Genomic DNA, 25,170 nt, shown 5'->3' on the forward strand with positions numbered 1-25,170 from the left:
GATATGTAGAGAAAATGGAGGTATGCTTCATGAGCAAAGCTACAGGGAACTGGAAGTGGTTCGAAATCGTCTGGCTGATCGTATTTTCGGCAATAGGGGTACTTTTCACATTACTGTCCAAGGATTCATTCTTTGGCTTTACGGTATTTATCACCGGGGTGCTGTGTGTGGTGCTTACCGCGAAGGGGAAGCTGATGAGCTATGTGTTCGGGATGTATAATACATTCGGTTATGCGTATCTGGCCTATGTTAATGGATTGTTCGGGGAAGTGCTGCTGAATCTGCTGTTTTTTGTCCCGATGAACATTGTCGGCTTCTACATGTGGAGTAAGAATTTTCAGGGCGGTAAGCTGGCGATGCGGCAGCTGGAGGTTAGAGGTATGCTTCTGGTTGGAGCTGTCTGTATCTCCGGGTTCCTGCTGTTAGGCTACGGTCTGTCGTTCATACCCGGGCAGAACTCGCCGTATATTGATGCCCTGACCACTGTATTGTCGGTCGTTGCAACGATCCTGATGGTGCGCAGATTCAAGGAGCAGTGGCTGGTCTATATTGTGCTGAATATGTTCACGGTGCTGCTGTGGGCAATCCGGACATCGGAGGGGAGCAGCGAAGGTCCGCTGATGATCGTCATGTGGAGCGCCTATCTGCTCAACGCGGCTTACGGCTACTATAACTGGAACAAAGGTGCGAAGGAGGCGCTGGCATGAAAACACTTGGACTGACACTGGGCAAATTCGCCCCGCTGCATAAAGGCCATCAGTATATGATCGAAACGGCGCTGCAGGAGGTAGATGAGCTCATTGTGGTGATCTATGAAACGGCGGTATCTCCTATTCCGCTGCACATCCGGGCGGGCTGGATCCGCAAGCTGTACCCGGCGGTCCGGGTGATCGAGGCCTGGGACGGTCCGGACGGCTATTCCGACGACAGGGAGCATGAGATCCGTGAGGAGCAATATATCCTGGGACTGTTAAAAGGAGAGCAGGTAACCCACTTTTATTCCAGCGAGTTCTACGGCAAGCATATGAGCATCGCTCTTGGTGCGGCAGACCGGCGGGTGGATGAAGCCCGTTTAAAAGTACCGGTATCAGCCACAATGGTCCGTTCCGATCCCTATAAGTACCGGGATTATGTCAGTGATCTCGTATACCGGGATTTAATTACGAAGGTCGTCTTTGTGGGAGCAATGTCCACCGGTAAATCCACCATTACCGAAGCGCTGGCCCGGCGGTACCGGACGGCTTATGCCAGTGAATACGGGCGTGATTATTGGGCAGAACATCAGGTGGACCGCCGGATCGGACTTGAGGCTTTTGACGAAATTGCAGCCGGCCATATAGAGCGGGAGGAGCAGGCGCTGCTTGCGGCGGACCGGTATCTGTTTGCCGATACGAATGCGATCACGACCTATATGTATGCGCTGGATTATCACGGGCAGGCCCCGGAGCTGCTGACCCGGCTCGCTCTGGAGAATGCGCAGCGGTATGATCTGTTTTTTCTGTGCGACGACGATATTCCTTACGATGATACGTGGGACCGCAGCGGGGACCAGAAGCGGCATGTGTTTCATAAGCAGATCATTGCTGATCTGCAGGCACGGCGGATTCCGTACATCACGCTAAGGGAAGCCTTGAGGAGCGGATGCGCAAAGTGGATGAGGTGCTGGCGAAATTCACGCCTTATAGCAACTATTTCGGTGGACAGGTATAGTAGTAGTAATAGATGAATGAGGGGGCAGCGGCAGTGGAAATTGTGGATCGTAACGGACTTACGGAGCGCGCGTTTTTGGAGCAATACCGGGCAGGGGATTATGAGCGGCCTTCGGTGGCAGCGGATATGGTGATTTTTGCGGTAGCGGATGCTGACCAGGGTGAAGATAGCGGTTTTCCGGAAAAAGAGCTGCGCCTCCTGCTCATCCGCCGGGGAGGGCATCCCTTTCTCGGGAAATGGGCGCTGCCGGGCGGCTTTGTCCAGCCGGACGAGACGGCAGACCAGGCTGCTGCGCGGGAGCTGAGCGAGGAGACCGGCTTGAACGATGTCTATCTGGAGCAGCTGGGAGTCTTCTCTGATGTCGGGAGGGACCCGCGCACCTGGGTGATAAGCTGCAGCTATATGGCGCTGGTCAGCAGCGGGCGGCTGCAGGTGCAGGCAGGTGATGATGCCCAGGATGCTGCCTGGTTCAAGCTGAGCTACCGCCAGCTGGCGGAGCATAAGGAGCAGCTGGATAAAGGATACGTTCAAGCATGGACGTATGAGCTTAAACTCAGTAACGGAGGGGAAGAGCTGAAGGCTGTTATAAGCCGGACTGTTACGGCCAGGCTGCATTCGAAGTCTGTTGCCTACTCTGTACAATTGAATGACGGCCTCGCCTTTGACCATGCGAAGATCATTGCCTGTGCCATTGAACGGCTGCGGAAGCAGACGCTGGACAGCGATATCGCGCTGCACCTGATGCCGGAGCAGTTTACCTTGCCGGAGCTGCAGCAGGTGTATGAAGGAATATTGGGCGAGAAGCTGCCGGTGGGTGAGTTTGAGCGCAGGGTGGAGGGAATGGTTGTTGAGACGGGGGAGTATTCGCATGATGCGGGACAAGTCTGTTTTCACGTTCGAAAGGAGTTTTAGTCTGAGATAATGGATGACAAAGCCCCTCATCCCAGAGGGGCTGAAAAGCCGAAACCCTCAGTTAAAGCGGAGAATCAGCTCAGGATAAGATCATGTAAACTCTCTAATGTAAATGTTAACCATAAAATATGAGAATAAGGATTTTCCTATGAGTGAATTACTGTTCTTGATTCAAGACTTGTGGTATTATTTACCTCATAACCGACAGACAGTCGGTCTGTTAACAGCTTGAATGTAACTACCACCCCATAAGGAGCCAACCATGAGAATCGTAAAAGAAGCGGAAGCGCGCAGAAATGAAATCCTCGATGCCGCCGATGAGCTGTTCGGGCAGAAGGGGTTCGACGGAACGAGCACCAACGATATTTTAAACAAGGTCGGGATCGCCCGGGGGACGCTGTATCATCATTTCAAATCCAAAGAGGATATTATGGATGCGCTGATTGAGCGCTTCAGCAGCAAGATGCTGGGGGCGGCGCAGGCCATTGCCCTGGACACCACTATTCCCGTGGTCGAACGGATACTCCGTGCCGTTATGGCCATGAACATCAGCAGCGGTAACGGCGGGGAGAGCAGTAAGGAAATTATGGAGCATATCCACCGGCCGCAAAATGCGCTGATGCACCAGAAGATCCAGAAAATCATTGTTAACGGCGTGCCGCCCATCCTGACCCCCATCGTCCGTGAAGGAATCGAGCAGGGGATATTTAATACTCCGTACCCGTATGAGAGCATGGAGATGATCATCATTTATGCGAACACCATTTTTGATGAGGAGATGGTTGAGATGAACGAAGAGGTGCGCATGTCGCGCATTCTGGCCTTTATTGCCAATGTGGAACGGCTGCTCGGGGCGGAGGAAGGAAGCCTGATAAGTGTAATGCAGGCTTTCGGCGGTAACGGGGGAGATGAGCGGGGCAATGAGTAATCCGCAAAAAGCCTTTGGAAAATTTCTGCTGCTGTGGTCAGGACAGCTGATTTCGGCGGTTGGCAGCGGGCTTACGGCGTTCGGACTGGGGGTTTACCTGTACCAGCAGACCGGGCAGGCATCTGCGATGGCCCTGGTCACTCTGCTTGCCTTCATGCCCTCCCTCTTGTTAAGTCCTGTTGCCGGCGTGCTCGCGGACCGCTATGACCGGAGATTATTAATGATGCTGGGCGACAGTCTGTCCGCTACCGGACTCATCTACATTCTGATCTGCCTGCTTAGCGGGGGAGCGGAGCTATGGCAGATCTGCCTGGGAGTGACTGTAAGCTCTGTGTTCTCCTCACTGCTTGATCCGGCCTATAAGGCTACAGTGACAGATTTGCTGACGGAGGAGCAATATACCAGAGCGAGCGGGTTCGTCCAGGTGGCCGGTTCGGCCAAATACCTCATCTCCCCGGCGCTTGCCGGCTATCTGCTTCTGGTGTCGGATGTGAAGCTGCTGCTGGTCATCGACATCTGCACTTTTTTTGTTACCGTTGCTTCAACGCTTGCTGTACGCAGGGGGCTTCCTTCCAAACCGGCAGAGCAGACAGGGTCCTTTATCCGTGAGCTAAAAGAGGGCTGGAACGCAGTTTCCGCAAGCAGAGGCGTGCTTTTACTGGTTATCATGACATCCGTAATGACCTTTTGTCTTGGATTCATCGAGACGCTGTCGATGCCGATGATTCTGGCTTTTGCCGATAGCGCTGCACTGGGTACGCTTGAAACTGTTATTGCACTAGGGATGCTGGCATCCAGTATAGTCATCGGGATTCTCCCGCTCAAAAAAGGCTTTGTGAAGATTCTGGCGCTGTCCCTGTTCTGCGGAGGGCTCTGTATGGCTGTATTCGGACTCCGGGAGAATGTGGTTCTGCTCGGGATTTCCGGATTTGTCTTTTTTGCTACCCTGCCGTTTGCCAATACCAGCCTGGATTATCTGCTTCGTACCAACATCAGCAATGCCGTGCAGGGACGGGCCTGGTCACTGATCGGGTTAGTCTCCAGCTGGGTTTTATAGCTGCATATATGCTGTCCGGGGTACTTGCGGATCATGTGTTTACTCCGCTCCTTAGTGATGGCGGACTGCTTGCGGGCAGTGTGGGCCGGATAACCGGTACAGGAAGCGGACGGGGAATCGGCCTTCTGATCATCCTCGCCGGGCTGCTGCTGAGTGCGGCTGCGGTTATTCTGTATAACCTGAAATCCATTAAAAGGCTGGACTCCGGAGGTGACCTATGTACTACAGGATAATCCGGGGCGACATGCGCGCCGGCAAGCTGATTGCAATGACCACGCTATTGTTCGTTACCGCTGCCGCTATGCTTGTTTCCCTGTCGGCCATTCTGACCGTGAATCTTACGGGGGCTATTGATACGCTGATGACGCAGGCGAAAACGCCGCATTTTCTGCAGATGCATTCAGGAGAGCTGGACCGGGCGCGGTTTACAGCTTTTGCCGGGCAGAACACCAAGGTTGAAGCTTATCAGGTGCTTGAATTTGTAAATGTGGAGAATGCGCAGATTGTCATCGGCGGCAAGTCGCTGGCGGACAATGTCCAGGACAACGGGTTCAGCACACAGAGCGGCAAATTTGACTACCTGCTGGGCCTGGACGGGAAGGTGATCACGCCGGCTGAAGGTGAGCTGTATGTGCCAATCGCCTATTTGAAGGACGGAACCGCGAAGGCCGGAGATACTGCTGTGATTGCCGGAAAAGAACTGACCGTGGCCGGGTTTCTCCGCGATTCCCAGATGAACTCGCTGCTGGCCTCCTCCAAACGATTTCTCGTCAGCGAACATGATTACGCCGCTATTCAATCCTCAGGGATTACGGAGTATCTGATTGAGTTCAGGCTAAAGGAGTTATCCATGCTTGGCGACTTTAAGAATGATTACACCTCGGCAGAACTTGAAGCGAACGGCCCCACGATTACCTATCCTCTTTTCAAAATGCTCAATGCCATGTCCGACGGGCTGATGATTGCCATTATCCTGCTGGTAAGCGTGCTTGTTGTAGCTATTGCCTTTATGTGTATCCGGTTCACATTACTTGCAACTATCGAGCGGGATACCCGTGAAATCGGCGTCATGAAAGCGATTGGACTTCGCGTATCGGACATCAAGAAGCTGTATCTCGCCAAATACGCGGGCATTGCTGCCCTCGGCTGTGTACTGGGATATACCCTTTCGCTCGTGTTCAGGAGCTTGCTGCTGGACAATATCCGGCTGTACATGGGGGGAAACGAAAAAGCGTCTTTGACCCTGCTGCTTGGACTGGCCGGAGTCGTGCTTGTGTTCCTTGCCGTTACCGGCTATGTGAACGGGGTGCTGGGACGTTTTCGCAGAATTTCTGCGGCAGAAGCAGTACGGTTCGGCACTGCGCAGGACAAATCAGGCGGAGCAAAGCAGCTGCGGCTGAGTGCGAACAGGCTGCTGAATACGAATGTTTTTCTCGGAGTCAAGGATGTGCTTGCCAGGAAAAGCCTGTATGCGACCATGCTTGCTGTGATCATCATTGCATCATTCGTTATCACTGTACCCCGGAACCTTTACAACACGATTTCTGCCAAAAGCTTCATCACCTATATGGGTGTAGGCAACAGCGATCTGCGTCTGGACATCCAGCAGACGGACAATATCGCCGCCAAAGCAGCAGAAGTGGCTGCGGTTATGGAGAAGGACCCTTCGATCTCCCGGTATGCCGTGCTTGCAACAGAGAGCTTTACCGCTTTGAGGGAGGACGGCACGGAGGAAAGGCTCAAGATTGAGCTTGGCGACCATTCCATTTTCCCGGTGGAATATGCTAAGGGCAGAGCGCCTGCGGCTGACGATGAAATCGCCCTGTCCGTGATGAACGCGGATGAGCTCGGCAAACATCCTGGCGATGTCATTACGCTGAAGACCGGCGGGCAGACGCTGGAGCTGACGGTATGCGGCATTTACTCGGACGTTACCAATGGCGGAAAGACGGCCAAGGCCGCTTTTGTCAGCCAGTCTGCAGAGGTGATGTGGTCCGTTATTTATGCGGAGCTTGATGATAAGACGCATGTCAGCAGCAAAGCGGGGGAGTATGCGGACCGGTTCTCTTTTGCCAAAGTATCCGGTGTTGATGAGTACGTTACGAAGACCTTCGGCTCGACCATAAGCTCAGTCGGTACGGCCTCCCGCATTGCCGTTGTTATGATGCTGGTGATCAGCGTACTGGTTACGGTGCTGTTCATACGGCTGCTTGTAGCTAAAGACCGGTATCTCATCGCCGTCATGAAGTCGCTCGGGTTTACTGACGGAGACCTCAGGGTGCAGTATTTTGCGCGTGCGGCAGCTGTGCTAGTAATTGGAATTGTACTCGGGACAGCTCTGGCCAACACACTCGGCGAGGGGCTGTCGGGTGCGCTTATCCGCTCGTTCGGCGCAGCCTCGTTCCAGTTCGTGGTCGATCCGCTTGCGGGATACCTGCTCAGTCCGCTGCTGCTGGCCGGCACGGTGCTCATTGCAACTATAATCGGTACAGCGGGTACGGGGCAGATCACCATATCCGGCTATATTAAGGAGTAGATCAGGAACATGAAGAAGATTATAGCAGCTGACCATATCGAAAAGGTCTACGGCCAGGGCGGAGAACGCCGCAAGGTGCTTAACGGAGTATCTGTGAGCATTAACGAGGGGGAGTTCGTGTCGGTGATGGGTCCTTCCGGCTCGGGCAAGTCGACGCTGCTGTTTGCGGTGAGCGGAATGGACACGGTGGACGGCGGGCGGGTGTTTTTTGACGGCAGGGAGCTTGGGGTACTTCAAGAGAATGAGCTTGCTGACCTGCGCCGGAGACGAATGGGCTTTGTGTTCCAGCAGCCGACGCTGCTGAAGAACATGAACCTGCTGGATAATATTATTCTTCCGGCGATGCGTGATCATAGAAAGAACGTGAAGAAGATTACGGAGCGGGCGATAGTCCTTATGAAAAAGACGGGCATTGGAGGCCTTGAAAAGCGGGACATCACCCAGGTATCCGGCGGCCAACTGCAGCGGGCAGGCATTTGCCGGGCGCTGCTGGGCGGTCCGCAGATCCTTTTTGGCGACGAGCCGACCGGAGCGCTGAACCAGGAGGCAGCCGAGGGCATCATGAGCCTGTTTGCCGAAATCAATGAGGCCGGGACTGCGGTAATGCTGGTCACCCATGACGCCAGAATTGCCGCCAGGACGGAGCGCATTCTGTTCATGTGCGACGGACAAATCGTAAGCGAACTGCGGCTGCCGAAGTTCAGGGAAGCGGGGCTCGGGGAGCGGATGGAGCGGGTTGTGACGCGGATGCGGGAGCTGGGGATATAGACAAATGAAAGGACCCTTCATTCTGAAAAAAGAGTGGAGGGTCTTTGGTTTTTATGTGATATATTGGATTTGTTCTATTAGAATCTACATTGCGGAATGGGGCCGTTATATGCCGTTATTTAATGAAAATGGAGAGTGTAGTCTGATCGAAGCTTTGAAAACGTACATACCGGAGGTTGAGGAGCTGTTGAATCCGGGAGTCGATGAAGTGCAAATCATGGAGGCCGAGAAAGAAATCGGGTTCCCGTTTCCGGATGACTTTAGAAAACTGTATATGAAGCATAACGGCGAGGGAGATCAGGTCATGGGCGTCATGGCCGGATTTACCTGGCAGAGTTTGCCGAGTGGTAATAATTGGGGAAATCAGAATCTGAATATCGTCTCCGGTAAACCGGATGCAATAAAAGAGGGAGGATACAGAAAAGGCTGGGTCCCGTTTGCAGATGATGGCGGCGGGTCGGTTCTTATTATGGATTTGGAACCCGGAGTAAAAGGAAGCTATAGTCAGGTAATCTCGTTAGACCGTAATACCAACGTCTCCTACGTTATTGCCGAGAGCTTCGGTGAGTTTGTTGAATCCATCGTCTCCCAGCTCCGAACAGGTGAGCTGGAACCGATGGAAATGGAGGATGTGATCTATGTTCACCGGAAGCGGGGACATTTGTTTGACGATTTGCTGGCGCTGACCCATATGGAGAACGAACAGAACAATCCCATTGCCGTTAGCGGATACTGGGCGGAGCATTTTGCAGATAACCTTGAAGATGGCTGTATTTCTACGGAAACGTTGAACAAACAGAAAATGATCTTTATCCGGCCTGAATTGGCGGAAAAACACGGGACAGTGTCTTTGGAGCTTTTGACGCGTATGCCTAACCTTAAGGAGCTTATTATCCACGCCAAGGAAATTGAAAGCTACGATGTGCTTAAGCGGCTGAATGGATTAACAAAGGTTGTTATGGGCGGTGCTTCGTTCACAGACTCTGATCTGAAATACCTGAGTTATTTGGAGGATTTAAGGGATTTATCACTGACAAGACTCTCATTGAAGGATTTAAGCATACTGAAGGATATCCCGAAATTAAAATCTCTCAGATTATATAAAATAGATTCAATTGACAGCAGCACTATTGGAGCTCTGGTAAACTTGACCGAGTTAAGCCTGGAGGAATTAACAGCTGGGGATTTAAGCTATATCTCCAACCTTACGAAGCTGAAAAAGCTGGAGCTCAAAAAGGTGACGATCCCAGGCTTTGCATTTATGAAGGATCTGAAGAATCTTGCTATTTTCAGAACAGACGGCCGGGCAGAGGATGAATCAGACATGGCCGCCCTGGGAGAGCTGCGCAAGCTTGAGGAGTTTACCTATCCGGTTGGCGATTTATCCATTTTCGCAAATTGCCTGAGTCTGCGGGAAGTCGGTGTAGATGCATCAAGATACAGCGGGCTGGCAGAGCTTGTAAGGTGTAATATTAGAGGAATCAAGGTGTTTGAGGCAAGCTCAGAGGAGCATGCAAAGTCTGTGGTTGCAGCGTTCAGTAAATATTTTAACCTTGGGTCTTACGGGTGGTCGGTAACGTGGGAATGAAGGGCGGCAGAGTGTTAATAGCTGCGTTAAAAGAGGAGGCATTCTTGTGATCGAACTAATCCGGTATGTTATAGAAGATATGAACAAGCAGCTTGAGCGGATTGAGAAGAGCCTGAATCTGTTAAGCGATGAGCTGGTGTGGACAAAAACGAAGGAATCCATGAACAGCATCGGCAACCTCTGTATGCATCTGGCAGGCAATGAATATCAGAATTTTGTCAGTGCCATCGGAAACAAGCCGTTCATCCGGGAGCGGACCCGTGAATTCACAACGGATGGAGGGATCTCCAAGGAAGAGCTGATAAGCCTGCTTCGTAATACGCGTTTACAATCGGAAGAAGTATTATCTGCTGTATCGAACGACGATTTGTCCCGCGAGGTGATTATCCGCTATGAGCAGGAGGACTGGAACCGGATGTACCGGAGTGCTGCAGGGGCCGGCGAAACTTATGATACAAGAACGATTGGCCGTCTGATTGTCCAGGTATCCACACATTACGGCTATCACGCCGGGCAGATTGTGCTGCTTGCCAAAATGCTGCTGGACACAGATGAGCATGTCACGGGCCAATATCATTGGAGGAAGGGGGGAACGATGTGATCAGACTGGAGCCGTTCGAACGCACTGATTTTAAGCAATTAATTGCCTGGATTGATTCACCGGAGTTTATGGTGCAGTGGGGAGGGAAAACGTTCAGCTACCCTTTAACGGATCAACAATTAGAGGATTATATCAACAGCAGTACACTAAGCTACCGGGTGGTGTATGAGAAGAGTAACGAAGTCATCGGACATATCAGTTTAACGCTGGACCCGTCAAATCAATCAGGAAGAATAGGAAAGGTAATCGTAGGAAACAAACATTTACAGGGGCTTGGCATCGGACAGCAGATGATCCGGCAGGTTCTGGATATCGCATTCGGACAGCTGAAGGTACACAGAGTCAGCCTTGGTGTATTTGATTTTAACCATGCGGCCATTGCCTGCTACGAGAAGTCGGGGTTTGTAAAAGAAGGCATGCTCCGGGAAGCGCGCAAAGTCGGCAGCGAGTTCTGGAATCTGTGGGAGATGGGGATTCTGGAGCAAGAATGGCTTAGCAAGAAGATAATCAAATAAATGAGTGAATGCTGTCTCTTGGAGCTCAACAAGCCTTCCATCCTGCCTTTCCGGCAGTGATAGAGGGCTTTTTGTCATTACAGCAAGATTTGAAAAGTGGATCATAAGCGCCTGTGTTACTTTGGATTTAGCAAAGCAATGATTACAGCAGGCAGGAGGGGTCAGGACACTGAATCTATCGGCAATTTTTTGACAGGTGCATAGATGTGGTAGGCGGATTGGAGGTCATGGACATCATCAAACGCCTGGATGAGCTCAATATTTGAGTCCCCGGTTTCCTGACGGGAAATCTTGAGAAACCTGGCATAATCCGTTTTGAGTACATCGCCAATTTCCAGAAGATCACCGGAATATTTGAATCTGGCACAGAATAGCTGTGGTACATCAATGGTGAAATAATAAGGCCCGTCAAGCCGGAGGTCAGCCGTAATGCCGAACAGCACCTTGAACCGGGTGGAATCAGGCTGACAGTTGGAATAGATGACATAGCAAGGTCCTTTTACCGTGGTATCAATAGCCTGCAGCAGCTGTGCCGAGTGCGAGCGGATCTGAGTTTTGTAATCTTCAGCAAGATCCACCTCAAAGGCAATCCCCGTTACCCCGATGGATTCGAACTCCGTCAGGGTGAAGTCGGTGACTACATCTCCGTTGATGTTTTTCAGGGGTCTTTTAACCACCGGGGGAATAGGGACTGGAGAGATGTCTGCTTCTTGCGCTTTTAGAGCGCTGGGAGCGATCCCGAATTGCCGTTTAAAAGCGCGTGTGAAGGAGGACTGGGCTCCAAAATTAAGCTGGTACGCAATATCGGTCAGTGAACATCCGCCGGATTGAATGAGTTCTACGGAAGCGTTCAATCTGCGGGAGAGTATGTAGTTGTTTAAGGAAGAGCCTGTGACAGCCGAAAAAAGCCGGTGAAAATAGTATTTTGACATGTTGAAGCTGTCCGCTACCGACTCTACTGACAAAGGCTGGTCCAGATTGTCCTCAATATGGACTAAAGCACGCTCGATGACTTCATAATGATCCATAGTAACCCCCGCTATATGTTTTGAAATAAAAAACCGCGTAAATTGAAAGTGTACGTACAGGAGGAAGTGCATATGACACAGGACAGAAGAAATGGAATCCTTATCGGAATTTTTTATATTGCAGCTGCCGTCACTTCAATTATCGCCGTAATCTCATATGAGCCGGTATTGTCGGAGCAATGGTTTATGGTTGTAGCAGACGGATTTAAGACAAAGGTTTTGCTCGGAGTTATTAACGATCTTCTGCTTGTGCTGACGGCCGTGGGTACAGCAGTGATGCTGTTTCCTTATCTCCGCCGCTGGAATGAACATCTGGCACTCGCCTATTTATGCTTCCGGTTTATGGAGGCCGTGCTGATTGCGATAGGTGTGGTAAGTATACTGGGTTTATTGCAGCTTAGTGTACATTATGAGGCAGGCAGCCTGAAAAGTGTAGATAATCTTGACGGGCTCGGCTATATGCTGCAGGGCTTTCACCGCTGGACCTCAATGCTGGGCCCCAATTTCATGCTGGGTGTGAATACGGTAATTTACAGCTATCTGCTGTTCAGAACGGGCATCGTCCCAAGACCCTTGGCGCTATTCGGTATGGTCACTGCTGTACTGGTTTTCATCGCCGGGCTGCTGGAAATGTTCGGTGTGGTAGAGCCTATGTCTGCGGTAAAAGGATTGATTGCCCTGCCTGTAGGTGTGTATGAAATGAGTCTGGCAGTATGGCTAATAGTGAAGGGGTTCGGCCGTGGGAAGCTTGAACAGCTAAAGCAGAGGTGAGTGGAACGCGCTTTTGATGAGATAGACGATTATAATCAAACTCTCCCTTGAAGGCAGTCATTCCCTCTATGTAAAATAATGGATGGGGGCTGACTGTAGCTGCCGCCAGGCATGTGTACAAGGAGAGGTGTGTATGAAATTTAACTGGATAAATGCTGAGGAATTTTCCTTTAACAGCTTTCTGCTACTGGACCGCTGGATTATCGGGATGATCTGCCGGAATTACCGGGAGTGGGCCGAATTTGAAAAGAACCTTGGAGCCGCGCTGGCCTACAATCCGGTGGTTGCCTGGTACTTCGTTCAGCGGAGTCCAGAGAGTAAGCCTTATGTTGAGCAGATCATTGCTGCTGCAGCAAAGGGGCTCAGTGCTGATGAGGTGCGCCAGGCCGAAGTTTTTGTCCTTCAGGCGATGGAAACCTCGGTGGTGTACGCTTACCCGGAAATCATGAACCGGAATTGTAATTATATCTATGATTGGGATAAGCAGCATCTGCTTCATTTGGCAGATTTCAGAGACGCTCTGGTGCTGGATGTCGGGAGCGGTACCGGGCGGCTTGCTTTTGCGGCAGCGGAGCAGGCCAGACGGGTCTATGCTAGTGAACCTTCGGACAGGCTGAGAGAGTACATGCGCGACAAAATCAGGCGGGAAAACATCCGCAATGTGAAAGTTCTCGACGGTACGGCAGATAGTCTGCCTTATGAGGATAATACCTTTGATATCGTGATGTCAGGGCATGTCTTAGGCGACAACTATGACCTTGAGCTGGCTGAACTGACCAGAGTCGTCAAAAATGGCGGTGTAATCATCGACTGTATCGGAGACGACGATCTTAAGAGAAAACTCAATGAAGAGCTGTTGCGGCGGGGCTTTGAAGCCTTTTACCATGTCAGCAAATCCGGCGGGGATATCTATACCTACCGCAAGAAAATAACGAAATAGACAACCCGCATGGCGGCGGCGCTAATGACACTAACCTGTCCTGGCGGCCGCTGTTTTATTTTTTCCAATGTAACAACAATGTGAATGCTGCGTAAGCAGACTTTAGGGAGTGTATTAATAATATGATAAGACATAACCATATCCTGTAAATGAAACGGAGACCTGAAGATGAACAATGAACGGAACAACGGCGGGCTGGAAGGTAGTATTCATTCTGTGTCTGCGATGTCGATGAAAGCTGCCGAAGGACTTACAATTCAGGACCTGATCGGTTTGCTTCAATCTGCCCGCCAGTCGGCGGACGGCAAGGTTCCAGGGGCGGAACATCTGGATGAACAGAGGCTTTTGAGGCGATTAAAAATGCTGTCCTGAATGCGGAGAATTTATATATCGCCTATGATGTCCACACGAATTATCCCTATATTGGAGCGAATGATCAGGTATGGGTGTTCTCGGAGGAGAGATTCGCAGCGGAGGCGGCGGATTATTATCTGCAGCAGCTGATCCAGCTCGAAATGAAAAAGGTCGTCAGGGAGGATATTGGTAGAATGCTTGCTGAGCTTCATCTTTTGGGAATTCGTAACCTCCTTGTCGATAACGGACAGCTTACGGTTGTAGTTGCCAGAGACGAGCTTTTGCCGCCGCCGGATTGGAGCGAAACGCCGGAGATCCAGATTCCTGTAAGCAACCCGGGACTTCAGCATGCGATGCTGACTTTCTTCCAGGCCATGTACTCCCGTCAGCACTATGCAGGCAAAAGCCAGATTCTGCGGGCAGCGGAAGCCCGGATGCTGGATGAGCTCGTTCAGGCAAAGTTTCTGGTGCCGATGCAGATTAAAGAGGAACAGCCGTCAGCCCCCGATGAGCAGGGAAAGAAGACATTACAGCAGGGAACGGTTATCCAGTTTGCTTCGCTCGGCGTAGAGGACGGGGAGCCGTGGCTGCCGGTATTCACAGACTGGTCCGAATTTGAAAAAGGCTACGATAAAACCGTCTGGGGCGGCAATGTCGCGACGTATGGGGATATTGTGGCACTGTCTGCGAGCATGGGCGGTGCTGTAATCAACTTCCGCGGTATCGGCTTCCGGCTGGATGAGAAGAACAAGCTGATGGTTGCGGAGTATGTGCGGGAGCGTGATGGCGGGAGGTAGGAGGATAAGCTGATGAAGGAGATAGGAATAGTCCTTTTTTAACTCCTAGAGGCAATCTATTTACTCCGCACAGTGTATACACTTACAGACGATACCATCATAGTCCAGTCTATGTTCACAAAAAGGCAGATCGCTATTCACCAAATAAATAAGGTAGACGTGACTGACCGGCATATCTGCCTTTATCTGAATGATCAAAAAAGAGTGGAGCTCGATCCGTTTATCAGCAATCTGTCTTTGTTTTGAAGTCTGGTCCGGGAGTTGGCTTTACCGCATGGTAAGGGGAGGATGTAGATGTTAGTTATCATACTAAGAATATTAACAGGCTTATTTCTTGTAACAGCGGGTTTCTTGATCCTCCGGCAGAAGAGGATGAAGGTAAACACAAAAACGTTTAGCACTGTAAAGTCTAAAGAGTACACACAAGGAGCCCCGTTCGTATTATTTAAAGCTGCAGGCGGGGTAGTTATCGTCCTTGGACTGCTTATTTGGGTATTTGGCTTTCCGGAGTTTTTTATAACTTGAGGTTATTAACTCGGGTGCATCTATTTGCTGAACAAACTAAGTGGATAAACGACACCTAATCCTGGTCAGAAAGCCTGTTTGAACAATCTAGTTGGAAAAAGGCAACTTAATTTTACGGTTTTCTTGCCAGGAGGGGGTTTGGAGCTGAATTAAGTGACGTATTTCCACCTAATTATTAGAATGTGAGAAAAATAGTGAAATTAAGTGGCGAAAATCCACCTAATCAAATTGCATGCTGTGCACCAGAAGCTTGCGCCCCAGCAATACAGCCTAAAGAACGAATAAACGTTGAAAGAGGGCTCTTTTCACCCTAAAATAGCGTTAAGCACTTATAAAATGTCCGAAGAGGAAGACGCATATGAAAAACAGCCTGCTCAAGTATATGACGGCTTTGACTTCCCTCAGCGAAGCAGAACAACAGGCAATCTTAGACGAGATCGTGATCGGAGAATTTAAAAAGGGAGCCGTGCTTTTTAGACAGGGCGAAGCCACCAGTAACTGCTATTTTATTCTGAAGGGCTGCGTAAGGCAGTATGCGGTGGATGAAGCAGGACGGGAGGTTACCTCAAATTTTTATACGGAAGAAGAGGCCATCGTCAATTTTAATTACCACAAGTTAGAGAAATCCTCCGATTATACCCTGGTGTGCGTTGAGGATTGTGTGATGGTGATTGGCAGTCTGGATACGGAGCAGCAAATGTATGCCAGGTACAGTCAATTGGAAACAATGACCCGCAGAATGGTTGAAGCCAACTTTAGCCGGGTACAAGCGGATTTCGCTGCATTTATCGCTTCATCACCTGAAGAACGCTTCAAGGCGTTATGTATGAAGCGCCCTTCTTTAGTTGGCCGGGTCCCGCAGCATCAGTTGGCGAGTTATCTCGGCATGAGTCCGGAGTCACTGAGCAGAATAAAGAAAAGAATATCTTCCGGCTAATGTTTAGCCGGTTTTCGCCTGTGCTTTTCCTCCTCTAAACAGCAGCCATAGAGCAAAACCGAGTTCCCCGGCTGACATAGGAAGCATAAAGACCTTCTCAACCATTTCTCCGATTCCCTCATAATCAGGAAGCAAGAGCTTGCTTACATGAGTAAGAATATATCCGGCGGAAGCAATCAGCAGCAAAACAGCTGCCCATCCGGGCACGTTAACCGCCTGAAGCGCCAATATTCCCAATATCAGCAGATGTCCGCCAAAAACAATTAAACCAACCGACCACATGGCGTCAAATGCTTTTAAATGGAGCATGATTTGTACGCCCAATTGGGCTGGGGTATAACCCTGCGAATACTCCGTGCTGCTCGTCAGCAGCTGCACAAATATTAAATTCATTACCGCTGTTCCCAGAATAGCCGTGTATACCAGCCTGAGCCATGCACCGAGCAGGGACAAAGGCTGATTTACAGGCTTCAGGAAAAGATAACACGACCAGGCGACGATAATATCGAGGATCAGAATGATGATCCAGCCGGCAAGCTCTGCGCGGAAGAGATTTTTATGCGTCATCAGGTTTTGTAATGTGGCATTTGCATCCCCTTGGGTAAGAAGGGCTGAATGGGCATAGCCGTATGAAAAAGCGGCAACGAAAGCCATGATTAATAATCCTGTCCCCGATATCAAAGCCGCCGCCCGCTGATTCGTTATTCCCCTCACTGCATTACTCATGAAAAATCCCCCTTGCATTGTGATGAGTTCATCTTACACGGGGGGGATGTATTTGTTCATTGACTTAAGTTAAGCGGATGAATGTGCTGCTCCTTCTTATACTCATTCGGCGACAAACCGACCTCCTGCTTGAACAGCTTGGAGAAGTAGGAGTAGTTGGAATAGCCGGTTTTACTGGCAATGGTGTAGACGGACAGGTTGGTTGTTTCCAGCAGATGTCTGGCAGCGGCGATGCGCACCTGAATGACGTAGCTGCCGAGGGAGATGCCGGTTTCGCGCTTGAACAGCCGGGCCAGATAGTCCGGATTGAGGTAGACGATTTCCGCCAGATCGTTGCGGGTGAGGTCGTCCCCGTAGTGCTCATGGATGTACTGCTTGATCTCCTCGGCAATCGATTTGGGCTGGTCGGCGAAGTCGCGGTACTCCATGGCCGTGTTGACCAGGTACTTCAGGTATTCTTCCATATCTTCTATCGAGTGCAGGGAGTGTAGCAGCAGCTTGTCATTGGTTTTGCCGGCGTACAGCTTGTGGGCCTGAATGCCTTTTTGCTTGAGAAAAGAGTACACCAGCTGCACCATGTCCAGCCGGAACAGGCCGAGCACCGAAGTGTCCAGCGACTTGTAGCTTAGCATGGAGCGCAGATAGCGGATCGCCTCCTCCAGAAAAGCGGCCAGCCTGTTCTGGTTCAGCAGCTCTTCAAGCTGGGCCAGATCCGGCGGAGTATACGTGGACTTCGGCTGGCGCAGATCGTTCTCCACGAGATAGGTCTGGTTCCGGCATCTCGTCAGCTCCTCGTCCATATTCAGCAGCTGCTTCAGGATGCTGCCGACCTGCTGCAGCTCATCCGTCAGGCCAATAGTGCAGCAGGCGTCGCATTTCAGATAAGGCACCGCCTTTTGGATAAAAGAAGCTCCGGTTGCCTGCAGCAAGGCATTGTCCAGCGGCGGCTCGTTCCATTTGAGGATGGCGATCCAGTTGTACTCTTTTACTTCCAGAATGCTTTGAACCGTGTAGCCGGGATGCTGCAGCAGCTCATACAGCACGTTCAGCAGCGCGAAATCGAACAGATCCTTCTCTTCCTTACCCATGCTGCCGTTGTGGGGGAAGACATTGAACAGGACAGGCTGAATGAGATCGCCCATCTGATAGGACAGATTCTGCTCCCCGATGGCGCGGATGATTTCCGCCTGCTTCACCGGCGAGGAAGTGCTGCTGCTGACCAGCTTCCGCCAGAAATGCTCCAGGTTTTTGGACTGGTTTTTCTCCCAGAAGTAACCCCCTATAATGGCCTCTTCATTGCTTTGCTGCTCCCTGGCGCGGGCAATGGCTTTCTGGATAATCAGCATCAGCTTGTCGAACTCAATCGGCTTCAGGAAATATTCAAAGCTCTGCAGCTCGATCGCCTTCTGGGCATAGTTGAAATCGGCATAATTGGTCAGAAGAATTGCCTGAATGCTGAGATTCTGTTCCCTGATCCAGGCCAGCAGCTCCAGGCCGCTGCCCTGCGGCATTTCAATGTCGGAGATCAGAATCTGCACGGGATGCTTCTCCAGAATCTCACGCGCCTGGGCCACATTGTTCGCGGTATACACCGTTTCGATGCCGAGCTGCGGCCAGTCGATTTTTTTCTGCAGGGCGGCAATTACGTAGTAATCGTCATCTACCAGCAAAATATTCATAGATCTAACTTCCTTTCTGCTGCAGGCTCCGGAAGATCGGGCAGGTGTAACGTGATGCATGCGCCGCTGCCGGGGATATTGGTGAAAGTAACATCGGCCAGATTGTAATAGAGATACTCCAGCCGTTTCAGTGTGTTCATAATGCCGATATGCGTACCCTTGGTCTGATCGAGCGGCTGTCCGCTTTGCAGCTTCTCCAGTACCTCCGGCGGAAACCCCGGCCCGTTATCCGACAGCTCAATCCGCGTACCGCTTATCTGCTCCTCCAGCTGACAGCGCTGCACAGTGAGCGTGATCTGCATTTCATTTTCCCGGGAGATGGCGTATTTGACGGAATTCTCAATAAAGGTCTGCAGGACAAGCGGCGGAATCTTTACAGTCCTAGCCTCCTCCGGCAGCTCGACCTGATAGCTGAAGGCGTCCCGGTAGCGCTGCTTCTGAATCTCCAGATACATCTGCACATGCTCAATCTCGCTCTCCAGCGGCACGAAGTTCTCCCCGTTCTGGAACAGGTAGCGGAAATACTTCGAGGTGGTCATCGCCATATCCTCAATTTCCTGATACATTTGAATTTGAGCCATGCTATAAATACTGGTCAGGCAATTCAGGAAAAAATGCGGCTTGATCTGCTGCTTCATATAATCCAGCTGAATCTGCTGCTTCTCCAGCTCCTGCTCGTACATGGCGATTTTAAACGTTTTGATCTGCTGGACGAGATCCTTGAACTGGGAATTGGCCTGCTCCAGCTCGATAATTTTGCTTCCCTTGTAGTCCGCCGGCTGGCTTTCTTCATTAATACGGGCCAGATTCTCGGAGAAGCTCTGGATCGGTCCAAGCACCCTCCGGTTAAAAAAGATCATAATGATCGACAGCGCTGAGATCACCATGAAGAACAGCAGAACGATCAGGAGCTGGGCGATCATGATTTTTTCAAAAGCCCCGAATTTGATCACCATGTCCGCGCTGAATGTTGTATTCAGAAACTCGCTGCTGATCGTGGTGCGCGGCTGCCGGAGCAGGGAGAAGCGGCCCTCACCCCGAACCGCCATGCCGCTGTTGGAGACGGGACTGGAGAGCACGGTGCCCTGGTCATCCACGAGCGAAGCATAGCCGCTCTGCCCCAGATTAATCTCACGCAGCGGGCGGATCAGATTGTCTGCGGAGATCAGTCCGATCAGATAGCGGTTGTAGTACGGGACAATGTTAATGACGTAATATTTGCCGTTTACAAGAATCGGCGTCCATTTGGAATAGAACTTTTCGTACACCTCCTTGTCATCAATAAAAGAGATGATCTGCCGCTTCAGCTCCAGATAGTCCGGATAGTTTACGCTGATCGGCGCACAGTTCAGGAAGTAGGACTGATTTTTTAAATAGTAGAAAAAATTATATTCCTGGCCGTAGTTCTTCTGCAGCTCGGTAAATTTCTTGTGCAGGTTCGCGTTGGACTTAAGGAACTCAATGCTGTTGATGCGGTAAGCGTTCATCGTGTTCAGCGTCTCGTCATTGGCCAGCGTCCAGCCCATATAGTGGTTCATGTAGGCAAAATCATGATTGATCCGGTTAATGTACAGCGCTGCCGTATCCTTGAGATAGCGGGTGGACTGCTGCCTGACGATAATAATGGAAGTAATGCTGATGATAAGATCCGCGATAAGGACAATGACGGCTATCAGGATCATAACCCTGACATAATGGCGGATGGGAAGCGGCTTGGGTGCGGCTGTTTTTTTGATCATGACTGGTTACGTACCGGGCCCTTTCTGCGCAATTTCAATGATGAATGCGTTTTATTTAGGTAACATCAACATTATAAAACCTTTGCCCGAAAAAAACATAAGAACAGGGAGGCGTTTTGCCGCAAAGTCCGGAAAGCGCTAACAAAGGTCTGGAAAGTGTTATGAATAGAAGGGCGGTTAGAGAGAGCCGTATACGAATAACAGGCAATTCTGTGCCGGAGGTCCGAATAACGGCCGCAAAGCGTCCGGAATGCCTATCTGCAAACCGCTATGATTAGACATGTAAAGCGAATATGCACACATAAGAAACGGGGGAGTTACACAATGGTCAAACAGGGTAAGAAGGCTTCGGCCAAAAAGCTGACGACCGGTCTCCTGGCAGCCGTAATGGTTGCCGGACTTGCGGGCTGCGGCGGAGGCGACGGGGAGAATAATGCTGCAAACAGTGATACAAGCAGCTTCAACAAGGAAGGCTTGCCGATTGTAAGCGAGCCGGTAACACTGAAGGTATTGACTGTGCGCTGGGGCAGCATGGGCGATACGTTCACGCAGAACCAGTGGCTGAAGGATCTGGAAACGAATACGAATGTAAAAATCGACTGGCAGGTCATGTCCTCCAACGACTGGGGCGAGCAGAAATCGATCATGCTGGCCAGCGGCACGCTGCCGGATGTGGTGATCGGGGATCAGACCTTCTCGGATTCCGATATCGTCAACAACCTGAGCTATTTCCGTCCGCTGGATAACTATATCGACCAGTATATGCCTAACCTCAAGGCTGCCATGGAAGAAACGCCGGATATGAAAAAGATCAGCACGTTCCCGGACGGTAAAATCTACTCTTTGCCGGCCAGACTGCCATCGCGTCCAAAAAGCTCGCGCCAGCCAGTCATTAACAAAACCTGGCTCGATAAGCTCGGCCTGAAGGTTCCTGAGACCATCGACGAGCTGTATAACGTAATGAAGGCGTTCAAGGAGCAGGACCCGAACGGCAACGGCAAGGCTGATGAGATTCCGTATATTGAAGTGAGCAACGACCTGATCAGCCCGTTCGGCATCGCCGACCTCAACAACAACAACATGCTGGTGAAGGACGGCAAAGCGGTATACTATCCGACCTCGGAGGAATACAAGGAAGGCCTGAAATGGGAAAATAAGCTGTACACTGAAGGCTTGCTCGACAAAGAGCTGTTCACCCAGGACGACACGATGAGATCCGCCAAGTTCCAGAACCCGGATGCTCCGGTTGTAGGCTTCTCCTACCAGTGGACACCGGATGCCGTATTCGGCAAATGGGGCGACCAGTACGTAACGATTCCGCCAATCGCCGGACCGGACGGCAAGCGCTACACGATCGGCAATCCGAACGGGATGAACCTGGCCCGCAACGAGTTCCTGATCACCTCCTCCTGCAAAACACCGGAAATCGCCGCACGCTGGGCAGACCAGTTCTACACCGATGAAGCGAGCATCCAGAACTTCTGGGGCGCAATCGGCACGGTTATTCAGAAAAATGATGACGGCACCTATACGCTGATGGACCCTCCAGCCGGAACCAGCGCCGATGCCTGGTACTGGGAGCAGTCGCTGCGTGACTTCGGTCCGAAATATGTCAGCCCGGACTTTGAGCAGAAGATCGTGCTGAGCACAGAATCCGGCGACGGTCTGAAGCTGCAGCTCGATAAGCTGGGCAGTGAGTATGTGACTGAGCCGTTCCCTAACGTAATGTACACCGCCGAGGAGTTCGAAGAGCTGCCGACTCTGACCACCGACATTGATTCCTATGTAAATACCATGCGCGCCCAATTCATCAGCAAGGGCAATATCGATGAGGGCTGGGACGCCTATGTGAAGCAGCTGAACGACATGGGGCTCGACAAGCTGCTCAAGATCCGTACCGAAGCCTACAGCCGTTATACCAGTGTAAAATAATCCGCTTGTTACCCGCCCTGCGCAATCCGTTGCGCGGGGCGGGATTGTCTTAGGGGAGGTGGCCGGCCGGCAACCCTTAATAGAACAGGCTTGCTGATTGAACACAGGAAAGAGTGACACAGCAGGAGTGCTCTTAAGGGCATGAAAGTTGAGAGAGTGGTGTTGGAGAGGAGGCTGATTGCAGTGTCTATGACAGTAACGATGAAAAAGGTGGCCCGCCGGGCAGGCGTCTCCGTGTCTACCGTCTCCAGGGTACTGGCAGGTCATGCCAATGTACGGGCTGAGACCTCCCGCAGGGTCCGGGAGACGATGGAGGAGCTCGGCTATACGCCGAATATTATCGCCCAGAACCTGGTCTCGCGGACGACCCGCTGCATCTGTGTCCTGCTGCCGGACACGGCAGAGATATGGCCGGCCAACCTCTACTGTATGGAGGTGATCCGGGGGATTGTGTCCGGCGCCGGTAAGCTGGGCTACGACATCCAGCTGGCCTCCGGCGATGGGGAACGGGAGGAGCTGCAGGCCGTCTCCCGGCTGCTGAAGGGCGGCCGGGCCGACGGTGCTATCCTGCTCTCAGGGCGCCGGAGCAGCACGGTTGTTGATTATCTGCAGCAGGAGGGCTATCCGTTTGTGCTGGTGGAGGATGAGCCGACGGCGGGCAGCGGGAGTGAGATGGCGGCGGATCTGCATGAAACGGATGCCGGGAGTGCAGGATGGACGAAAGTTGGCGGGGAAGGCGCTGGTGCTGATAGGTACAGTCTGGTTGGAGATGGCGGCAGTGCGAGTGAGGTAAGGCCTGGCTGGAAGGCAGCAGATAATAGAAGCAGCAGTCTGGTGGTAAATGGCGGTGGTGAGGCTGGGGCCGGGAGTGAGGTGGCTGCTGATCTGCATGGAACGGATGCCGGAATCGCCGGACAGACCGAGGTTGGTCGGGAAGCTGCAGGTGGCGAGGGTAGCAGCAGGCTGACAGCAGCAGCTTTTCCTGGCATGCCGGATGAAAGTGTTGCGCGGATGGGTGCCATGGCTTCGGAGCTGCTGATCGGGAGCATCCGGCGGCAGCATCAGCAGCAGTCTCCCGGAGGGGACACAAGCTGGATGGCCCAGTTTGTCCTGCGCCGGCCGGTTCTGAGACGATAATTACTCTGAAATGAGAGCGCGGTGGAATTTAGTTGGATTTTCGTCACTTAAATTCATCCTACTCTGCTGATCGGAACAATTAGATGGATAAACATCACCTAATTTAGTGTATTTACCCTTGGACAGGCGAAATGGGCATATTTAAGTGTCCTTTTTCCAACTAAATCACTAATATCGTTGTTTGGTGAAGAATTAAGTGACGAAAATCCACTTAATTCAATTTAACCCGCCCAAGGATTGGTTACTCAACACACGGTTACACAACAAACTCCCATGTAGCACCAAGCACTCATATAGCATCAAGACTCTCATACAGTACTAAGACTCTCATAAGTACTAAGACTCTCATAAGTACTAAAACTCTCATAAGCACTAAAACTCTCATATAGCACCAACACTCGACCATATAGCACCAAACGACCAAACAGCACCAAACTCCAAACAGCACCAAACAGCCATCTAGCTAACTTAGACATCCGACAGTCAGCTTCAAACCAATTTAACTTAGGAGCAGGAGTGTAACAGACATGGCAAAGCATACAGCAAAATCGCTGCGCAGCAGTGTTGTGTACTCGGTGTACGTCCGCAATCATAGTGAGGAAGGGAGCTTCCGCGCGGTGGAGCGAGATCTCGGGCGCATCCGCAGCCTGGGTGTGGACATTATCTGGCTGCTGCCGGTCCATCCGATCGGTATCGCAGAGCGCAAAGGCGGCTTAGGCAGCCCGTACGCCAATCAGGACTACCGGGAGATCAATCCGGAGCTGGGCACACTGGAGGACTTCAAGTCACTGGTCAGTGCGATCCATGAGCATGGAATGAAATGCATTATCGACGTGGTATATAACCATACCTCGCCGGATTCGGTGCTGGTCAAGGAGCATCCTGAATTTTTCTATAGAACGCCGGAAGGGAAGCTCGGCAATAAAGCCGGGGATTGGGCGGATATTGTGGACCTGGACTATAACTGCCCGGAGCTGTGGGACTACCAGATTGAGACGCTGAAAACGTGGGCGGGCCTCGTCGACGGCTTCCGCTGCGATGTTGCCCCGCTGCTGCCGCTGGCGTTCTGGGCGCGGGCCGTGAACGAAGTCCGCGAGGTCAACCCCGGCTGCCTGTGGCTGGCCGAATCCATCGAGCCGGACTTCATTATGCATCTGCGTTCGCTCGGCCTGACCGGGCTCAGCGATGCGGAAACGCTGCAGGCGTTTGATGCCTGCTATGACTACGATGTCTATCCGTATTACAGCGGTTATCTGGCCGGAGAGATTACGCTTGCCAGCTACGTCGAGAAAATTAACGCCCAAGAGTACCTGTACCCGGATAACTACGTTAAGCTAAGGTTTCTGGAGAATCATGACCGGCCGCGGGCCAAGGCCGTCATTCCGGATGAGCAGAGCCTGATCAACTGGACGGCCTTCCTTTATTTCCAGAAGGGCATGACGCTGATCTACGGCGGACAAGAGACGGCGAACACCGTTTGCCCTGACCTGTTCGACAAGGATACGATCAGCTGGGATACCGGGACCGACCTGTCGTGGCTGTTCGCTGCGCTGTATCCGGTCAAGCAGAAGGAGATCATGTCGGAGGGCATCTGCCATCTGCGCGCAATAGAGGAAGAAGGCATCGTAGTCGGAACGTACACTTGGGGGAGCAGGAAGCTGGCCGGTGTGTTCAGCCTAAAGGGCAGGAAAGCAGAGGTGGACACGGGTCTGCCGGACGGAAGCTACCATAACCTGATCGACGGCAGCGAGATAACGCTCACAGGCGGCGGCAAGCTGTTCTGTGCCGGCCGGCCTGTCATTATTGAGCAGGTGTAAGCCCGCGTAACATGCTGTAAGATATACCGCCGGAAGCAGATGCTGCCCGGCGGTTTTTTTGCATCCGCCAACACTCCAAATAAATACTAGCCTGCTGCCCGCCAAGCCGAAAGTCCGGATAACAGCAGCGAAAGTCCGCATTGCGCATACCGGCCCGCTGCCGGGGAATCCTT

The 25,170-nt window shown here is 51.7% G+C and carries 23 protein-coding genes; 19 read left to right on the forward strand and 4 right to left on the reverse strand.

Features of this window, described 5'->3' with window-relative positions:
• The first annotated feature begins 29 nt into the window (after window positions 1–29).
• From pnuC to AWJ19_RS28070, 11 genes are all read left to right on the forward strand, one after another.
• Entirely contained in the window at window positions 30–707 is a 678-nt protein-coding gene (pnuC, locus tag AWJ19_RS28025) for a nicotinamide riboside transporter PnuC (RefSeq protein WP_068728484.1), read from the forward strand.
• Window positions 704–1,726: an AAA family ATPase gene (locus AWJ19_RS28030; protein WP_241781920.1), complete on the forward strand. Its 1,023-nt coding sequence runs from the start codon at window positions 704–706 to the stop codon at window positions 1,724–1,726. Before pnuC ends, AWJ19_RS28030 begins: the two co-directional genes overlap by 4 nt.
• A 17-nt stretch (window positions 1,727–1,743) precedes the next feature.
• On the forward strand, window positions 1,744–2,622 hold the full coding sequence (locus tag AWJ19_RS28035) for an NUDIX domain-containing protein (protein ID WP_068728485.1): 879 nt from the start codon (window positions 1,744–1,746) through the stop codon (window positions 2,620–2,622).
• 262 nt (window positions 2,623–2,884) lie between these two features.
• Window positions 2,885–3,550 (forward strand): TetR/AcrR family transcriptional regulator, encoded by a 666-nt coding sequence (locus AWJ19_RS28040; RefSeq protein WP_068728486.1) that lies wholly within the window; start codon window positions 2,885–2,887, stop codon window positions 3,548–3,550.
• A complete protein-coding gene (locus AWJ19_RS28045; RefSeq protein ID WP_241781921.1) occupies window positions 3,543–4,607 on the forward strand; it encodes an MFS transporter in 1,065 nt (354 codons plus the stop codon). Before AWJ19_RS28040 ends, AWJ19_RS28045 begins: the two co-directional genes overlap by 8 nt.
• Before the next feature lie 8 nt (window positions 4,608–4,615).
• The gene (locus tag AWJ19_RS36990) at window positions 4,616–4,840 is read left to right on the forward strand and encodes a hypothetical protein (RefSeq protein WP_241781922.1); all 225 of its coding nucleotides are present in this window, start codon (window positions 4,616–4,618) and stop codon (window positions 4,838–4,840) included.
• On the forward strand, window positions 4,825–7,143 hold the full coding sequence (locus AWJ19_RS28050) for an ABC transporter permease (RefSeq protein WP_068728487.1): 2,319 nt from the start codon (window positions 4,825–4,827) through the stop codon (window positions 7,141–7,143). The genes AWJ19_RS36990 and AWJ19_RS28050 overlap by 16 nt, the downstream gene beginning before the upstream one ends.
• 9 nt (window positions 7,144–7,152) lie before the next feature.
• Window positions 7,153–7,911, forward strand: a complete 759-nt coding sequence (locus tag AWJ19_RS28055; protein WP_068728488.1) for an ABC transporter ATP-binding protein — start codon at window positions 7,153–7,155, stop codon at window positions 7,909–7,911.
• Between the two features lie 109 nt (window positions 7,912–8,020).
• Window positions 8,021–9,499, forward strand: a complete 1,479-nt coding sequence (locus AWJ19_RS28060) for an SMI1/KNR4 family protein (protein ID WP_068728607.1) — start codon at window positions 8,021–8,023, stop codon at window positions 9,497–9,499.
• Between the two features lie 46 nt (window positions 9,500–9,545).
• A complete protein-coding gene (locus AWJ19_RS28065) occupies window positions 9,546–10,100 on the forward strand; it encodes a DUF1572 family protein (RefSeq protein WP_068728489.1) in 555 nt (184 codons plus the stop codon).
• Entirely contained in the window at window positions 10,097–10,615 is a 519-nt protein-coding gene (locus tag AWJ19_RS28070) for a GNAT family protein (protein WP_068728490.1), read from the forward strand. The genes AWJ19_RS28065 and AWJ19_RS28070 overlap by 4 nt, the downstream gene beginning before the upstream one ends.
• A gap of 161 nt (window positions 10,616–10,776) precedes the next feature.
• On the opposite strand, the gene AWJ19_RS28075 is transcribed toward AWJ19_RS28070, so the two are convergent.
• Window positions 10,777–11,643: an AraC family transcriptional regulator gene (locus AWJ19_RS28075; RefSeq protein ID WP_068728491.1), complete on the reverse strand. Its 867-nt coding sequence runs from the start codon at window positions 11,641–11,643 to the stop codon at window positions 10,777–10,779.
• A 72-nt stretch (window positions 11,644–11,715) separates the two neighbouring features.
• Here AWJ19_RS28075 and AWJ19_RS28080 point away from each other — a divergent pair, with 72 nt between their 5' ends.
• The 5 genes from AWJ19_RS28080 to AWJ19_RS28105 all read left to right on the forward strand — a co-directional run bounded on the left by AWJ19_RS28080 (window position 11,716) and on the right by AWJ19_RS28105 (window position 15,967).
• Window positions 11,716–12,414, forward strand: a complete 699-nt coding sequence (locus AWJ19_RS28080) for a DUF4386 domain-containing protein (RefSeq protein ID WP_068728492.1) — start codon at window positions 11,716–11,718, stop codon at window positions 12,412–12,414.
• A 133-nt stretch (window positions 12,415–12,547) separates the two neighbouring features.
• The gene (locus AWJ19_RS28085) at window positions 12,548–13,354 is read left to right on the forward strand and encodes a class I SAM-dependent methyltransferase (protein ID WP_068728493.1); all 807 of its coding nucleotides are present in this window, start codon (window positions 12,548–12,550) and stop codon (window positions 13,352–13,354) included.
• A 168-nt stretch (window positions 13,355–13,522) separates the two neighbouring features.
• A complete protein-coding gene (locus tag AWJ19_RS28090; protein WP_068728494.1) occupies window positions 13,523–13,726 on the forward strand; it encodes a hypothetical protein in 204 nt (67 codons plus the stop codon).
• 74 nt (window positions 13,727–13,800) lie between these two features.
• Entirely contained in the window at window positions 13,801–14,505 is a 705-nt protein-coding gene (locus AWJ19_RS28095; RefSeq protein WP_068728495.1) for an SseB family protein, read from the forward strand.
• A gap of 883 nt (window positions 14,506–15,388) precedes the next feature.
• A complete protein-coding gene (locus tag AWJ19_RS28105; protein ID WP_068728497.1) occupies window positions 15,389–15,967 on the forward strand; it encodes a Crp/Fnr family transcriptional regulator in 579 nt (192 codons plus the stop codon).
• 3 nt (window positions 15,968–15,970) lie between these two features.
• Here the strand turns inward: AWJ19_RS28105 and AWJ19_RS28110 are convergent, their stop codons facing one another.
• Genes AWJ19_RS28110 through AWJ19_RS28120 form a run of 3 tightly spaced genes read right to left on the reverse strand, consistent with a single transcriptional unit; the run spans window position 15,971 to window position 20,111 of the window.
• Window positions 15,971–16,693: a DUF4386 domain-containing protein gene (locus tag AWJ19_RS28110; RefSeq protein WP_068728498.1), complete on the reverse strand. Its 723-nt coding sequence runs from the start codon at window positions 16,691–16,693 to the stop codon at window positions 15,971–15,973.
• 56 nt (window positions 16,694–16,749) lie between these two features.
• On the reverse strand, window positions 16,750–18,372 hold the full coding sequence (locus tag AWJ19_RS28115) for a helix-turn-helix domain-containing protein (RefSeq protein WP_068728499.1): 1,623 nt from the start codon (window positions 18,370–18,372) through the stop codon (window positions 16,750–16,752).
• Window positions 18,369–20,111, reverse strand: a complete 1,743-nt coding sequence (locus tag AWJ19_RS28120; protein ID WP_068728500.1) for a histidine kinase — start codon at window positions 20,109–20,111, stop codon at window positions 18,369–18,371. The genes AWJ19_RS28115 and AWJ19_RS28120 overlap by 4 nt, the downstream gene beginning before the upstream one ends.
• A gap of 324 nt (window positions 20,112–20,435) precedes the next feature.
• Between AWJ19_RS28120 and AWJ19_RS28125 the strand changes: the two genes are divergently transcribed.
• The 3 genes from AWJ19_RS28125 to AWJ19_RS28135 all read left to right on the forward strand — a co-directional run bounded on the left by AWJ19_RS28125 (window position 20,436) and on the right by AWJ19_RS28135 (window position 24,997).
• Window positions 20,436–22,043, forward strand: a complete 1,608-nt coding sequence (locus AWJ19_RS28125; protein ID WP_068728501.1) for an extracellular solute-binding protein — start codon at window positions 20,436–20,438, stop codon at window positions 22,041–22,043.
• Between the two features lie 189 nt (window positions 22,044–22,232).
• Window positions 22,233–23,180, forward strand: a complete 948-nt coding sequence (locus AWJ19_RS28130) for a LacI family DNA-binding transcriptional regulator (RefSeq protein ID WP_068728502.1) — start codon at window positions 22,233–22,235, stop codon at window positions 23,178–23,180.
• 527 nt (window positions 23,181–23,707) lie between these two features.
• Window positions 23,708–24,997, forward strand: coding sequence for an alpha-amylase family glycosyl hydrolase (locus tag AWJ19_RS28135; RefSeq protein ID WP_068728503.1), 1,290 nt, complete (start codon window positions 23,708–23,710; stop codon window positions 24,995–24,997).
• Window positions 24,998–25,170: the final 173 nt, after the last annotated feature.

Source organism: Paenibacillus sp. DMB5, assembly GCF_001517085.1.
Lineage (GTDB): Bacteria > Bacillota > Bacilli > Paenibacillales > Paenibacillaceae > Paenibacillus_AQ.

Bases quoted from the DNA above. Each gene is read 5' to 3' on its own strand.
- AWJ19_RS28105 (WP_068728497.1), top strand. From the start codon at position 15,389: ATGAAAAACAGCCTGCTCAAGTATATGACGGCTTTGACTTCCCTCAGC.
- AWJ19_RS28040 (WP_068728486.1), top strand. From the start codon at position 2,885: ATGAGAATCGTAAAAGAAGCGGAAGCGCGCAGAAATGAAATCCTCGAT.
- AWJ19_RS28115 (WP_068728499.1), bottom strand. From the start codon at position 18,372: ATGAATATTTTGCTGGTAGATGACGATTACTACGTAATTGCCGCCCTG.
- AWJ19_RS28030 (WP_241781920.1), top strand. From the start codon at position 704: ATGAAAACACTTGGACTGACACTGGGCAAATTCGCCCCGCTGCATAAA.
- AWJ19_RS28110 (WP_068728498.1), bottom strand. From the start codon at position 16,693: ATGAGTAATGCAGTGAGGGGAATAACGAATCAGCGGGCGGCGGCTTTG.
- AWJ19_RS28050 (WP_068728487.1), top strand. From the start codon at position 4,825: ATGTACTACAGGATAATCCGGGGCGACATGCGCGCCGGCAAGCTGATT.
- AWJ19_RS28080 (WP_068728492.1), top strand. From the start codon at position 11,716: ATGACACAGGACAGAAGAAATGGAATCCTTATCGGAATTTTTTATATT.
- AWJ19_RS36990 (WP_241781922.1), top strand. From the start codon at position 4,616: ATGCTGTCCGGGGTACTTGCGGATCATGTGTTTACTCCGCTCCTTAGT.
- AWJ19_RS28120 (WP_068728500.1), bottom strand. From the start codon at position 20,111: ATGATCAAAAAAACAGCCGCACCCAAGCCGCTTCCCATCCGCCATTAT.
- AWJ19_RS28135 (WP_068728503.1), top strand. From the start codon at position 23,708: ATGGCAAAGCATACAGCAAAATCGCTGCGCAGCAGTGTTGTGTACTCG.
- AWJ19_RS28075 (WP_068728491.1), bottom strand. From the start codon at position 11,643: ATGGATCATTATGAAGTCATCGAGCGTGCTTTAGTCCATATTGAGGAC.
- AWJ19_RS28045 (WP_241781921.1), top strand. From the start codon at position 3,543: ATGAGTAATCCGCAAAAAGCCTTTGGAAAATTTCTGCTGCTGTGGTCA.
- AWJ19_RS28090 (WP_068728494.1), top strand. From the start codon at position 13,523: ATGAACAATGAACGGAACAACGGCGGGCTGGAAGGTAGTATTCATTCT.
- pnuC (WP_068728484.1), top strand. From the start codon at position 30: ATGAGCAAAGCTACAGGGAACTGGAAGTGGTTCGAAATCGTCTGGCTG.
- AWJ19_RS28130 (WP_068728502.1), top strand. From the start codon at position 22,233: ATGACAGTAACGATGAAAAAGGTGGCCCGCCGGGCAGGCGTCTCCGTG.
- AWJ19_RS28085 (WP_068728493.1), top strand. From the start codon at position 12,548: ATGAAATTTAACTGGATAAATGCTGAGGAATTTTCCTTTAACAGCTTT.
- AWJ19_RS28055 (WP_068728488.1), top strand. From the start codon at position 7,153: ATGAAGAAGATTATAGCAGCTGACCATATCGAAAAGGTCTACGGCCAG.
- AWJ19_RS28060 (WP_068728607.1), top strand. From the start codon at position 8,021: ATGCCGTTATTTAATGAAAATGGAGAGTGTAGTCTGATCGAAGCTTTG.
- AWJ19_RS28125 (WP_068728501.1), top strand. From the start codon at position 20,436: ATGGTCAAACAGGGTAAGAAGGCTTCGGCCAAAAAGCTGACGACCGGT.